The sequence below is a fragment of the Cellulosimicrobium sp. I38E genome, from assembly GCF_001647255.1.
GTDB classification, from domain to species: Bacteria; Actinomycetota; Actinomycetes; order Actinomycetales; family Cellulomonadaceae; genus Cellulosimicrobium; species Cellulosimicrobium cellulans_E.
The window spans coordinates 1-13194 of the sequence record NZ_LUAZ01000083.1 but is presented as its reverse complement, the minus strand read 5'-3'; the positions used below and the strand labels follow the sequence as shown (position 1 = coordinate 13194).

Below are 13194 nucleotides of genomic sequence, written 5' to 3'. Positions count from 1 at the left end.
GTGAGATGGCCGAGATCTCGGCGGCGACGGAGCCGACGGAGAGCCAGCCGGGCGCACGGCCCGCGAAGCCCGCCGGGGGCGTGCAGTCCGTGGACCGGGCGATCGAGCTGCTCGAGCTGCTCGCCGACTTCGGCGGCGAGTCGGGGCTCAGCGAGCTCGCGCAGCACGCCGGGCTGCCCCTGCCGACGATCCACCGGCTGCTCCGGACGCTGCTCGCCCAGGGCTACGTGCGCCAGACGCCGTCGCGGCGGTACACCCTCGGCCCGCGCCTCATCCGGCTCGGCGAGTCGGCGGGCCGCCAGCTCGGCGCCGGCGCCCGCCCCTACCTCGAGCAGCTCGCCCGCGACCTCGGCGAGTCGGCGAACCTCGCGATGATCGACCGCGACATGGCGGTCTACGTCGCCCAGGCGTCGTCGAGCCACTCGATGCGGATGTTCACCGAGGTGGGCCGGCGCGTCTTCACCCACTGCACGGGCGTCGGCAAGGCCGTGCTCGCCCAGCTCCCCGACCAGACGGTGCGCGAGATCATGGGCCGGGTCGGCATGCCGCCCGCGACCGACCAGTCGATCACCGACGTCGACGCGCTCCTCACGGAGCTCGCGGCGACGCGCGAGCGCGGGTACGCGATCGACGACGGCGAGCAGGAGCTCGGCGTGCGCTGCTTCGCTGTCGCGGTGCCCGACGCCCCGACCCCCACGGCCCTGTCCGTCTCGGGCCCCGCGGCCCGGGTGACGTACGAGTTCGGGGAGCGTGCCGTGCCGGTGCTGCACCGCGTCGCGAGCGAGCTCACGCGCGAGCTCATCACCGCCGCGCCCTGAGGCGGCGCCGGGGTGCGACGGTGCGGGCGCGCCCTGCCGGACCGCGGGTGCTCCGCGGTCGGGCAGGGCGCGTCCGTCCGTCACGGTCGGCTCAGCAGAACCCGGTGACGGTCGCCCAGGCGCGCGGCTCGGCCGGCTCGCCCTCGCGCTGGACCGTGGCCTCGATGAGGCCGTACGGGCGGTCCGCCGCGTAGAAGACCTCGTTCGGGTTGTCGAGGCCGAACGGCGCGAGGTCCACGAGGAAGTGGTGCTTGTTCGGCATCGAGAACTTGATCTCGGCGATCTCCGGGATGGCCTCGAGGACCGCCTTGCCCATCGCGAACAGCGTCTGCTGGAGCGCGAGCGAGTGGGTCGTCGCGAACGCCTCGAGCTGGATCGCGCGGACCTTCGCGTACACGGCGTCGAAGTCGACGTCCGTCGTCGTGTAGCGCCACCGCGAGGTGACCGACGTCGCGAGGATGCGGTCGTTCGTCTCCACGAGCGTCGTGTAGCGGTCGCGCGGGAACCCGTGGAACTCCGAGCCCGTCGACTTGAGCACGACGAGGTCCGTGAGGCCCGAGACGACGAAGACCTCGTCGCCGTCGCGCTGGACGACCGTCGTGCGCGTCTCCTGGTTGTTCCGGACGAACGCGTGGTCGTGCTCGCCGTCCGCGGTCTCGATGCGGTTCCAGGTGTACTGCTCGATCTCCCAGCGACCACCCTCGATCCACTCGAAGTCCTCGACGAAGTGCTGGCCGAGGCGGATCGCGAAGTCCTCGATCGCGCCGACGCCGTCGCGGGCGAACGCGTAGATCGTGTTCTTCTGGGTGTCGGTGGCGACGCACCTGGAGTTGTCGCCCTCCAGGTGCGTGGCCTCCTGCCCGCCCCGCAGCTGCGAGGAGACGTTGAGATCCGTGATCTCGTGGCGAGGCGTGGCGCGGTCGACGCGCACGAGGCGCACCTCCGCCTTGCCCCACTGGTTGTCGCCCAGGACGATGGCCCCGCTGCTCTGCGTGGCCGCCGGCTGCTCGGCGGTCGTGGTGGTGCTCATGTCAGCTCCCTCGATAGGTCGAGTAGGCGAACGGGCTGAGCAGGACGGGGACGTGGTAGTGCTGCTCAGCGCTCGCCACCCGGAAGACGATGACGACCTCCGGGTAGAAGGACACGGTGTCTCGCCGGTCGAAGTACTCGGCCGTGTCGAACACGAGCCGGTACGTACCGGGGACGAGGGTCTCGGGCCCGAGCTGGGGCACGCGGCCGTCGTCGTTCGTGCGGGAGGACGCCACCAGGGACCAGCCCTGCCCCGTCGTCCTGTCCGCGATCTCCGGAGCCGCCTCCAGGCGGACGGCGATCCCCTCGGCGGGCCTACCGCTGGCCGCGTCGAGTACGTGCGTGGTGATGTGGCTGGCGTGGGTGCTCATGGGGTCAGCATTCCCTTCAGCCGCAGCGCGGCGATCTCGCGCAGGTTGCGGGCGGCGTTCGCCCGCTCGGTGTCGGCGTCGTTGCCGAGCCGCTCGGTGAGCTGCTCGAGGATCTCCTCGGCGCTGCGGCCGGCGGCGCGGATGAGGAACACGTGCCCGAACCGCTCCTCGTACGCGCGGTTGCCCTCGGTCAGCCGGCGCTGGACGTCGTCGTCGGACGTGTCGACGCCGGACTGCTCGGACCGCGACATGCTCGCGTCCGCCGCGTCGCCCTGTGCGCGCTCCCCGATCCGGGGGTGCCGGGACAGCGCCGAGTCGATCTCGGCGTCCGTCCAGGGGTCCGCCGCGGCGAGGGCGGCGTCGGCCGCGTCCTCGACGCTCGCGTACGGGCGGCCGGCGGCGACCGCGTCGGCCCACCGCCCGACGTGCGCGCACGCCAGGAGCGCATCGCGCGCCTCCTCCGGTGACAACCGGTTGAACTCGTCCAGCGTCATCGCCGCGTGTCCCTCTCGACGTCCGGCCCGGTCGGCGTGTGCGACACCGCCCGGACCTAGATTCCACATCTCGGAAGTTTGTTTCCGTCTTATGAATGTACGTCGGATCGCTCGGTCATGTCAACCACGGTCTCCCGCTGCGGGCACCACCGCACGTCACGAGCCCGAGCGCCACGGGACCCGGGCGCTCCCGCAGCACGCCGCAAGGACCGCACGCCCGCGAGAACCGCACGCCTCGGGGGACGGCGAAGGGCCCGGCAGCCGATGCTGCCGGGCCCTCCCGTCTCGTCCGTGCGCGCGAAAGCGTCGTCCGACGGCTCAGGGTGCGCCGAGGCCCGCCCTGAACTCGTCCTCGAGGATGCTCATGACCGTCGCGTCCGCCCACCCGTCGCCGTCGCGGTAGACGTCGCGCAGCCGGCCCTCCTCACGGAAGCCGAGGGACTCGTAGAGCATCCGCGCCCGCGGGTTGATGCTCAGCACGTCGAGGCTCACGCGGTGCAGGTGCGGCCCCTCGTGGTGCTCCCCCTCGACGTCGGTCGCGCCCTCGAACGCGAACCGCAGCACCTCGAAGATCGCCTCACGACCGTAGCCGCGGCCCCGGTAGTTCGGGAGCAGCGCGAGGCGGAGGTTCGCCGAACGGGCGTCCTCGTCGAGGTCGTTGAGCACGATCTCGCCGATCATCTCGTCGCTCACCAGCTGGCCGTCGCGCACGGCGCCCGCGGTGATCGCCCAGTCGTAACGACCCTCGCGGTCGCTGATCGTCGCCGACCACTCGTCGATCTGGTCGCGCGTGAACGTCGCGGTCGTCCCCGTGAGCCGGTTCGACTCCGGGTCCTGGAGCGACTCCCACATGCGGTCGGCGTCCCGCGCCTCGATCGGGCGCAGGCGCACCATCTCCCCGAGCAGGACCGGTCCGCGCGTCACGGCGTCAGCCGATCCGCTCGAGGATGAGCTCGCGCACCCGACCGGCGTCCGCCTGACCGCGCGTCGCCTTCATGACGGCGCCGATGATCGCGCCGACCGGACCGAGGTTGCCGCCCCGGACCTTCTCGACGACGTCCGGCTGCGCGGCCAGCGCCTCGTCGATCGCGGCGAGCAGCGCGCCGTCGTCGGACACGACCTCGAGCCCCCGGGCGGTCACGACCGCCTCCGGGTCCCCCTCGCCGGCGAGCACGCCGTCGAGGACCTGGCGCGCGAGCTTGTCGTTGATCCGGCCCGCGTCGACCAGCCCCTGGAGCGCCGCGACCTGGGCGGGCGTCACGGGCAGCTCCTCGAGCGCGACCTCGTCCTGCTTCGCGCGACGGGCGAGCTCGCCCATCCACCACTTGCGCGCGCCGGCCGGGCTCGTCCCTGCGGCGACGGTCGCCTCGATGAGGTCGATCGCGCCCGCGTTGACGACGTCGCGCATCTCCGCGTCCGCGTAGCCCCACTCGCCCTGGAGGCGACGGCGGCGCGCGACCGGGAGCTCCGGGAGCCCGGCACGGATCTCCTCGATCCACTCGCGCGGCGGCGCGATCGGCACGAGGTCCGGCTCCGGGAAGTACCGGTAGTCCTCGGCGTCGGACTTCACGCGCCCGGACGTCGTGATGCCGGTGTCCTCGTGCCAGTGCCGCGTCTCCTGGATCACGGTGCCGCCCGCGTCGAGCACGGCGGCCTGGCGCGAGACCTCGTACCGGACGGCCCGCTCGACGGAGCGGAAGGAGTTGACGTTCTTCGTCTCCGTCCGGGTGCCGAGCGGCGACTCGGGCGTCGGACGCAGGGAGAGGTTCACGTCGGCGCGGACGTTGCCGCGCTCCATGCGGGCCTCGGACACGTCGAGCGCACGGAAGATGTCACGCAGCGTCTGGACGTAGGCACGCGCGACCTCGGGGGCGCGGTCGCCCGCGCCCGTGATCGGCCGCGTGACGATCTCCACCAGCGGGATGCCGGCCCGGTTGTAGTCGACGAGCGAGTACTCCGCGCCGTGGATGCGGCCGGTCGCGCCACCCACGTGGGTGTTCTTGCCGGCGTCCTCCTCCATGTGCGCGCGCTCGATCTCGACGCGGAACACGGTGCCGTCCTCGAGCTCGACGTCGAGCCACCCGTCGTACGCGATGGGCTCGTCGTACTGCGACGTCTGGAAGTTCTTCGGGACGTCCGGGTAGAAGTAGTTCTTGCGCGCGAACCGGCAGGTCTCGGCGATCTGGCAGTTGAGCGCGAGGCCGATGCGGATCGCGTACTCGACGGCCTTGCCGTTGACGACCGGCAGCGCGCCCGGGAGCCCGAGGGACACCGGGGTCACCTGGGTGTTGGGCTCCGCGCCGAAGCTCACCTCGGCGGGGCAGAACATCTTGGTCAGCGTGCCGAGCTCGACGTGCACCTCGATCCCGATGACGGGGTCGTAGCGGCGCGTGGCGTCGGCGTAGTCGACGAGGTCGACGGTCGTGGCGGTCATCCGACCTGGCCTTCCTTCTCGATGGTGGCCGTGGGCAGCGCCGGCGCGCGGTCGAGCAGGGGGCCGCCCCACGCGCTCAGGAGCGCGGACTCGAGCGCGGCGCCCACCCGGTACATGCGATCGTCGGCCTTGGCCGGCGCGAGGATCTGGAACCCGACGGGCAGGCCGTCGTCCGACAGGCCCGCCGGGACCGACATGCCGGGGACGCCCGCGAGGTTCGCGGGGATCGTCGCGACGTCGTTGAGGTACATCGCCAGCGGGTCGTCGAGCTTCTCGCCGAACCGGAACGCCGTGGTCGGCGCCGTCGGGGAGACGAGGACGTCCGCGTGCTCGAAGGCAGCGGCGAAGTCGCGCTGGATGAGCGTGCGGACCTTCTGCGCGCTCCCGTAGTAGGCGTCGTAGTAGCCCGCCGACAGCGCGTACGTGCCGAGGATGATGCGGCGCTTCACCTCGTCGCCGAAGCCCGCGCCGCGGGTCGCGGCCATGACGCGCTCGGCGGTCACCGGGCCCTCCTCCGGCTCGACGCGCAGGCCGAAGCGCATGCCGTCGAACTTCGCGAGGTTGCTCGACGCCTCCGACGGCATGATGAGGTAGTACGCGCCGAGCGCGTACTCGAAGTGCGGGCAGGAGACCTCGACGATCTCCGCGCCCAGACCGCGCAGGAGGTCGAGCGACTGCGCGAACCGCGCGCTGACGCCCTCCTGGTAGCCCTCGCCGTTGAGCTCCTTGACGACGCCGACGCGCACGCCCGACAGGTCGCCCGTGGCGCCCTGGACCGCCGCGTCGACGAGCGCCGGCGCGCGGCCGGGGATCGACGTCGAGTCGCGCGGGTCGTAGCCCCCGATGAGCTCGTGCAGCAGGGCCGAGTCGAGCACGGTACGCGTGACGGGACCCGCCTGGTCGAGCGACGACGCCATCGCGATGAGGCCGTAGCGCGAGACCCCGCCGTAGGTGGGCTTCACGCCGACGGTGCCGGTGACGGCACCGGGCTGGCGGATCGAGCCGCCCGTGTCCGTACCGATCGCGAGCGGCGCCTCGAACGCGGCCACCGCGGCGGCCGAACCGCCACCCGACCCGCCCGGGATGCGGTCGAGGTCCCACGGGTTGCGCGTGTTGCCGAACGCCGAGTGCTCGGTCGACGAGCCCATCGCGAACTCGTCCATGTTCGTCTTGCCGAGGATCGGCAGCCCCGCGGCGCGGATCTTCTCGACGAGCGTGGCGTCGTAGGGCGGGATCCAGCCCTCGAGGATCTTGGAGCCGGCGGTCGTCGGCATGCCCCGGGTCACGACGACGTCCTTGACGGCGATCGGGACACCTGCCAGCGGGTGCAGCTCCTCGCCCGCGACGCGTCGCTCGTCGACCGAGCGCGCGGTCGCCAGCGCCTCCTCGGCATTCACGTGGAGGAACGCGTTCACGGCGCCGTCGACGGCGACGATCCGGTCGAGGTGCGCCTGGGTGGCGTCGACGCTCGAGAAGTCACGTGCGGTCAGCCCCTCCGCCAGCTCCGCGGCGGACAGTCGGGTCAGGTCCTCGCTCATCTCACTCCTCCCCGAGGATCTGCGGGACGGCGAAGCGCCCGTCCTCGGCCGACGGCGCCGCGGCGAGCACGTCCTCGACCGGCAGCGGCGGCTCGGGGATGTCGTCCCGGAAGACGTTGGTCATCGGGAGCGGGTGGCTCGTCGCAGGGACGTCGGGCGTCGCGACCTCGCTGACCTTGGCGATGGCGTCGACGATCACGTCGAGCTCGCCGGAGAGCCGGTCCAGCTCCTCGGGTCGCAGATCGATGCGGGCCAGCGCGGCGACGCGCGCGACCTCGTCACGGGAGATGGTGGACATGGTCGCCATTCTAGTGGGGACCGACGCCGTGCCCACCGCGCCGCCGGCCCTCCCACCACGCGGGCGACCGAGACCGTGCCGCCGAAGGGAACCCCAGCCCCGCGAGGAAGAACCGTGGTAGCGCGAGGTAGAACCGTGGTTCGGCGAAGTGGGCGCGGTCGGGCCCCAAGCCCGCGGGGTCGGGTCCGCGGCGCGGGTGGTCTCGGTGCTCGGGGCTGCGGCGCCGTCACCCCAGCCCTTCGGCCGTAAGTACTAGGAGCGCCGCTCTGACGCCCCTTCGCATCCGAGCTCACCCCCACCGCTCAGCCATCGGCGCACGTCGCAGCAGTGCGGAAGGCGGTGGGCAGCGACATGCGGCGACCGGAGGTGGCGGCGGAGCTTCGTTCGCGAAGTCGACACCGCGGGCGGGCGCCCGGGTGAGCGGAGACCAGGGTGAGACGACGCCGGACGGGGTGGGTGGTGGTGCCGCGTCGTGGCGGGCCTGGCGGGAGCCGCGAGGAACGAGCGGCGGATGGTAGACGCGGCACCACCACCCACCCCGGCCACCCAGGGCGACCGGACCGCCGTCGAGCACGGTGATCACGGCTCTACCTCGCGTAGGCGCGGGTCTACCTCGCGTGAGCGCGTGTCAGTCTCGGCCGGCCGTGAGATCGGTGAAAAGAGTCCGGAAATGCCGAAGGCCCACCCCGTGTGGGGTGGGCCTTCGGTGAAGGGTTGTCCGGCGGCGTCCTACTCTCCCACCCCGTCTCCAGGGCAGTACCATCGGCGCTGAAGGGCTTAGCTTCCGGGTTCGGTATGGGACCGGGCGTTTCCCCTTCGCTGTGACCGCCGTAACTCTTGGTGGTTCGGGAACCGCACAGTGGACGCGTAGCAAAAAGTTGTTGGTGTTGAAGTTGTCGGCTGATTAGTACCGGTCAGCTGCACGGGTCTTTCGTCCCCGCTTCCACGTCCGGCCTATCGACCCAGTGTTCTGCTGGGTGCCTCTCACCCCGTAGGGTATGGAAACCTCATCTTGAAGCAGGCTTCCCGCTTAGATGCTTTCAGCGGTTATCCCTTCCGAACGTAGCCAACCAGCGGTGCTCCTGGCGGAACAACTGGCACACCAGAGGTTCGTCCGTCCCGGTCCTCTCGTACTAGGGACAGCCCTTCTCAAGTTTCCTGCGCGCGCAGCGGATAGGGACCGAACTGTCTCACGACGTTCTAAACCCAGCTCGCGTACCGCTTTAATGGGCGAACAGCCCAACCCTTGGGACCTACTCCAGCCCCAGGATGCGACGAGCCGACATCGAGGTGCCAAACCATGCCGTCGATATGGACTCTTGGGCAAGATCAGCCTGTTATCCCCGGGGTACCTTTTATCCGTTGAGCGACGGCGCTTCCACAAGCCACCGCCGGATCACTAGTTCCGACTTTCGTCCCTGCTCGACCTGTCAGTCTCACAGTCAAGCTCCCTTGTGCACTTGCACTCGACACCTGATTGCCAACCAGGCTGAGGGAACCTTTGAGCGCCTCCGTTACATTTTAGGAGGCAACCGCCCCAGTTAAACTACCCACCAGGCACTGTCCCTGGTCCGGATCACGGACCGAGGTTAGACATCCGAAGCGGCCAGAGTGGTATTTCAACGTTGACTCCACCCGCACTGGCGTACGGGCTTCACAGTCTCCCACCTATCCTACACAAGCCGCACCGAACACCAATACCAAGCTATAGTAAAGGTCCCGGGGTCTTTCCGTCCTGCTGCGCGTAACGAGCATCTTTACTCGTAGTGCAATTTCGCCGAGTTCGCGGTTGAGACAGCGGAGAAGTCGTTACGCCATTCGTGCAGGTCGGAACTTACCCGACAAGGAATTTCGCTACCTTAGGATGGTTATAGTTACCACCGCCGTTTACTGGGGCTTAAATTCTGAGCTTCACCCCGAGGGGTTGACCCGTCCTCTTAACCTTCCAGCACCGGGCAGGCGTCAGTCCGTATACATCGTCTTGCGACTTCGCACGGACCTGTGTTTTTAGTAAACAGTCGCTTCTCCCTGGTCTCTGCGGCCGTCCACGCTCCCACCGCGAGGGTGTTCACGCTTCGGGCCCCCCTTCTCCCGAAGTTACGGGGGCATTTTGCCGAGTTCCTTAACCACGATTCTCTCGATCGCCTTAGTATTCTCTACCTGACCACCTGAGTCGGTTTGGGGTACGGGCGGCTAGAACCTCGCGCCGAGGCTTTTCTTGGCAGCATAGGATCACCCAGTTCGCGCTTGTGCGCTCACCGTCAGCTCTCAGCCTCATGTCTGGCGGATTTGCCTACCAGACGGCCTACAGCCTTGGACGTGGTCTACCATCGCCACGCCGGGCTACCTTCCTGCGTCACCCCTGTTAATACGCTTACCTACTACCGGTTCGGGTCCCGCGCGCCCCTGTCCGGTGGCCCCGAAGGGCCGGTGGACAGGTTTGGGCGGTCAGCATCACCGGGCTCGGTATGGGCGGTTCTTCGCCGGTAGGAGAATATCAACTCCTTGTCCATCGACTACGCCTGTCGGCCTCGCCTTAGGTCCCGACTTACCCAGGGCGGATTAACCTGGCCCTGGAACCCTTGGTCATTCGGCGGACGGGTTTCTCACCCGTCTTTCGCTACTCATGCCTGCATTCTCACTCGTGTGGGCTCCACCACTGGGTTCCCCCGCGGCTTCACTGCCCACACGACGCTCCCCTACCCACCTGCGCCTCTGGACCACGAAGGCCTGAGTTGAGCGCAGATGCCACGGCTTCGGCGGTGTACTTGAGCCCCGCTACATTGTCGGCGCGGAATCACTTGACCAGTGAGCTATTACGCACTCTTTCAAGGGTGGCTGCTTCTAAGCCAACCTCCTGGTTGTCTGTGCAACTCCACATCCTTTCCCACTTAGCACACGCTTAGGGGCCTTAGCCGGTGGTCTGGGCTGTTTCCCTCTCGACTACGGAGCTTATCCCCCGCAGTCTCACTGCCACGCTTCCACTTACCGGCATTCGGAGTTTGGCTGACGTCAGTAACCTTGTAGGGCCCATCGGCCATCCAGTAGCTCTACCTCCGGCAAGAAACACGTGACGCTGCACCTAAATGCATTTCGGGGAGAACCAGCTATCACGAAGTTTGATTGGCCTTTCACCCCTAACCACAGGTCATCCCCCAGGTTTTCAACCCTGGTGGGTTCGGTCCTCCACGCGGTCTTACCCGCGCTTCAACCTGCCCATGGCTAGATCACTTCGCTTCGGGTCTAGACCCAGCGACTATGGGCGCCCTATTCGGACTCGCTTTCGCTACGGCTTCCCCACACGGGTTAACCTCGCCACTGAGCACTAACTCGCAGGCTCATTCTTCAAAAGGCACGCTGTCACCCCAACCAAGGAGGCTCCAACGGATTGTAGGCACACGGTTTCAGGTACTATTTCACTCCCCTCCCGGGGTACTTTTCACCTTTCCCTCACGGTACTGGTCCGCTATCGGTCACTAGGTAGTATTTAGGCTTAGCAAGTGGTCTTGCCAGATTCACACGAGATTTCTCGGGCCCCGTGCTACTTGGGATCCCCTTCGGGAGGCCGCACCATTTCGTCTACCGGACTCGCACCGTCTGTGGTCCGCCTTTCAATGCGGTTCGACTATGACACGACTTTCTGACTCCCCGGCGGACTGTCAGATCCACCAGAAGGGTCCCACAACCCCGAACACGCAACGCCTGACAGCTTTAACACGCGCCCGGTTTGGCCTCATCCGCTTTCGCTCGCCACTACTCACGGAATATCTCTTCCTGTCGGTACTGAGATGTTTCACTTCCCGACGTTCCCTCCACACACCCTATATATTCAGGTGCGGGTCACACGACATGACTCGTGCGGGGTTCCCCCATTCGGAAACCCTCGGATCACAGCTCGTTTGCCAGCTCCCCGAGGCTTATCGCAGGCTACCACGTCCTTCTTCGGCTCCTAGTGCCAAGGCATCCACCCTGTGCCCTTAAAAACTTCAACAAAAACAACAAAACTGCAGAGAACCAAGAACCACACCCGAAGGTGTGTCTTGATCTTTACAAAGATGCTCGCGTCCACTGTGCAGTTCTCAAACAACCAACGACCCCGACCCCCACCAGGACCCGCCTACCCAACCTCCCAGGAGGAGATCGAGCGGTTCGTGGTCCGGAGACCGGCCCGTACCAGGCACCCCACCAACCGGTGGCCGGTGACCTGAGGACCCAACAGTGTGCTCGACAAGCCCCCCACCCTCACCCGTGATGTTCCACCACCACCCCACCCGACCCCGAAGGACCGGACGGGCCGGCAGGTACTGACACCAGCAAGACCAGAAGACTCTTTCGTCAATGTTCCACCCATGAGCAACCACCCACCACACGTGCGGCGATGGCGTGGCACCTGAACAACCCACCCACCAGCAAAGCCGGCCAGGCGAGTGTTGGTAGCTCCTTAGAAAGGAGGTGATCCAGCCGCACCTTCCGGTACGGCTACCTTGTTACGACTTAGTCCCAATCGCCAGTCCCACCTTCGACCACTCCCCCCGCGAACGGTTGGGCCATGGGCTTCGGGTGTTACCGACTTTCGTGACTTGACGGGCGGTGTGTACAAGGCCCGGGAACGTATTCACCGCAGCGTTGCTGATCTGCGATTACTAGCGACTCCGACTTCATGGGGTCGAGTTGCAGACCCCAATCCGAACTGAGACCGGCTTTTTGGGATTCGCTCCACCTTACGGTATCGCAGCCCTTTGTACCGGCCATTGTAGCATGCGTGAAGCCCAAGACATAAGGGGCATGATGATTTGACGTCATCCCCACCTTCCTCCGAGTTGACCCCGGCAGTCTCCCATGAGTCCCCGGCATAACCCGCTGGCAACATGGGACGAGGGTTGCGCTCGTTGCGGGACTTAACCCAACATCTCACGACACGAGCTGACGACAACCATGCACCACCTGTGCACGAGTGTCCAAAGAGACCACCATCTCTGGTGGCTTCCCGTGCATGTCAAGCCTTGGTAAGGTTCTTCGCGTTGCATCGAATTAATCCGCATGCTCCGCCGCTTGTGCGGGCCCCCGTCAATTCCTTTGAGTTTTAGCCTTGCGGCCGTACTCCCCAGGCGGGGCACTTAATGCGTTTGCTGCGGCACGGAACTCGTGGAATGAGCCCCACACCTAGTGCCCAACGTTTACGGCATGGACTACCAGGGTATCTAATCCTGTTCGCTCCCCATGCTTTCGCTCCTCAGCGTCAGTTGCGGCCCAGAGACCTGCCTTCGCCATCGGTGTTCCTCCTGATATCTGCGCATTCCACCGCTACACCAGGAATTCCAGTCTCCCCTACCGCACTCTAGTCTGCCCGTACCCGATGCAAGCTCGAGGTTGAGCCTCGAGTTTTCACACCAGACGCGACAAACCGCCTACGAGCTCTTTACGCCCAATAATTCCGGACAACGCTTGCGCCCTACGTATTACCGCGGCTGCTGGCACGTAGTTAGCCGGCGCTTCTTCTGCAGGTACCGTCACTTGCGCTTCTTCCCTGCTGAAAGAGGTTTACAACCCGAAGGCCTTCATCCCTCACGCGGCGTCGCTGCATCAGGCTTTCGCCCATTGTGCAATATTCCCCACTGCTGCCTCCCGTAGGAGTCTGGGCCGTGTCTCAGTCCCAGTGTGGCCGGTCGCCCTCTCAGGCCGGCTACCCGTCGTCGCCTTGGTAGGCCATCACCCCACCAACAAGCTGATAGGCCGCGAGCCCATCCCTGACCGAAAAACTTTCCAACCACCCCCATGCGAAGGTAGCTCATATCCGGTATTAGCCCCGGTTTCCCGGAGTTATCCCGAAGTCAAGGGCAGGTTACTCACGTGTTACTCACCCGTTCGCCACTAATCCACCCAGCAAGCTGGGCATCATCGTTCGACTTGCATGTGTTAAGCACGCCGCCAGCGTTCGTCCTGAGCCAGGATCAAACTCTCCGTAAATGAACAACGCCCACCACCAAGCACAGCCCGGCAGTGAACAATCCATACGAAGCGAACCCAACCGGGTTCACAAAACTGGCATCAACACGAAAGATGACATCATCTTCCGAAATCAACCAAAGGAATCCCAGACACAACCAACCACCCCACCCGACGGGCGAAGACGATCAGCCATGCCACAGGGACAAAAAATTGGCATTGACTAACAAGCACACTGTTGAGTTCTCAAACAACCGACACACACC

At 66.5% G+C, this 13194-nt stretch carries 8 protein-coding genes and 3 rRNA genes; 1 reads left to right on the top strand and 10 read right to left on the bottom strand.

Annotated elements, in window-relative coordinates; genetic code table 11:
• Window positions 1-5 precede the first annotated feature (5 nt).
• Window positions 6-818, top strand: coding sequence for an IclR family transcriptional regulator (locus A0J59_RS19640; RefSeq protein WP_053371401.1), 813 nt, complete (start codon window positions 6-8; stop codon window positions 816-818).
• Between the two features lie 91 nt (window positions 819-909).
• Here A0J59_RS19640 and pucL read toward each other — a convergent pair whose 3' ends face one another.
• The 10 genes from pucL to A0J59_RS19590 all read right to left on the bottom strand — a co-directional run bounded on the left by pucL (window position 910) and on the right by A0J59_RS19590 (window position 12949).
• Complete coding sequence (gene pucL / locus A0J59_RS19635) at window positions 910-1848, bottom strand: factor-independent urate hydroxylase (protein ID WP_047232507.1); 939 nt, start codon at window positions 1846-1848, stop codon at window positions 910-912.
• Between the two features lies 1 nt (window position 1849).
• A complete protein-coding gene (uraH, locus tag A0J59_RS19630) occupies window positions 1850-2218 on the bottom strand; it encodes a hydroxyisourate hydrolase (protein WP_047232506.1) in 369 nt (122 codons plus the stop codon).
• Window positions 2215-2712 (bottom strand): 2-oxo-4-hydroxy-4-carboxy-5-ureidoimidazoline decarboxylase, encoded by a 498-nt coding sequence (gene uraD / locus A0J59_RS19625; protein ID WP_064317206.1) that lies wholly within the window; start codon window positions 2710-2712, stop codon window positions 2215-2217. Before uraD ends, uraH begins: the two co-directional genes overlap by 4 nt.
• 318 nt (window positions 2713-3030) lie before the next feature.
• A complete protein-coding gene (locus A0J59_RS19620) occupies window positions 3031-3636 on the bottom strand; it encodes a GNAT family N-acetyltransferase (protein ID WP_082380041.1) in 606 nt (201 codons plus the stop codon).
• 4 nt (window positions 3637-3640) lie between these two features.
• Complete coding sequence (gene gatB, locus A0J59_RS19615) at window positions 3641-5146, bottom strand: Asp-tRNA(Asn)/Glu-tRNA(Gln) amidotransferase subunit GatB (protein WP_053371398.1); 1506 nt, start codon at window positions 5144-5146, stop codon at window positions 3641-3643.
• Window positions 5143-6684, bottom strand: a complete 1542-nt coding sequence (gatA, locus tag A0J59_RS19610) for an Asp-tRNA(Asn)/Glu-tRNA(Gln) amidotransferase subunit GatA (RefSeq protein ID WP_047232503.1) — start codon at window positions 6682-6684, stop codon at window positions 5143-5145. Before gatA ends, gatB begins: the two co-directional genes overlap by 4 nt.
• 1 nt (window position 6685) lies before the next feature.
• Complete coding sequence (gene gatC, locus A0J59_RS19605; RefSeq protein ID WP_047232578.1) at window positions 6686-6982, bottom strand: Asp-tRNA(Asn)/Glu-tRNA(Gln) amidotransferase subunit GatC; 297 nt, start codon at window positions 6980-6982, stop codon at window positions 6686-6688.
• A 716-nt stretch (window positions 6983-7698) separates the two neighbouring features.
• Window positions 7699-7815 (bottom strand): 5S ribosomal RNA (rrf, locus tag A0J59_RS19600).
• Window positions 7816-7866: 51 nt separating this feature from the next.
• Window positions 7867-10973: ribosomal RNA gene (locus A0J59_RS19595) — 23S ribosomal RNA — on the bottom strand.
• A 454-nt stretch (window positions 10974-11427) separates the two neighbouring features.
• Window positions 11428-12949, bottom strand: a 16S ribosomal RNA gene (locus A0J59_RS19590).
• Together the 16S, 23S and 5S rRNA genes form the textbook arrangement of a ribosomal RNA operon.
• Window positions 12950-13194 lie beyond the last annotated feature (245 nt).

Coding starts and splice junctions, on each gene's coding strand:
- uraH (WP_047232506.1), bottom strand. CDS start 2,218: ATGAGCACCCACGCCAGCCACATCACCACGCACGTACTCGACGCGGCC.
- pucL (WP_047232507.1), bottom strand. CDS start 1,848: ATGAGCACCACCACGACCGCCGAGCAGCCGGCGGCCACGCAGAGCAGC.
- A0J59_RS19640 (WP_053371401.1), top strand. CDS start 6: ATGGCCGAGATCTCGGCGGCGACGGAGCCGACGGAGAGCCAGCCGGGC.
- gatB (WP_053371398.1), bottom strand. CDS start 5,146: ATGACCGCCACGACCGTCGACCTCGTCGACTACGCCGACGCCACGCGC.
- uraD (WP_064317206.1), bottom strand. CDS start 2,712: ATGACGCTGGACGAGTTCAACCGGTTGTCACCGGAGGAGGCGCGCGAT.
- gatC (WP_047232578.1), bottom strand. CDS start 6,982: ATGTCCACCATCTCCCGTGACGAGGTCGCGCGCGTCGCCGCGCTGGCC.
- gatA (WP_047232503.1), bottom strand. CDS start 6,684: ATGAGCGAGGACCTGACCCGACTGTCCGCCGCGGAGCTGGCGGAGGGG.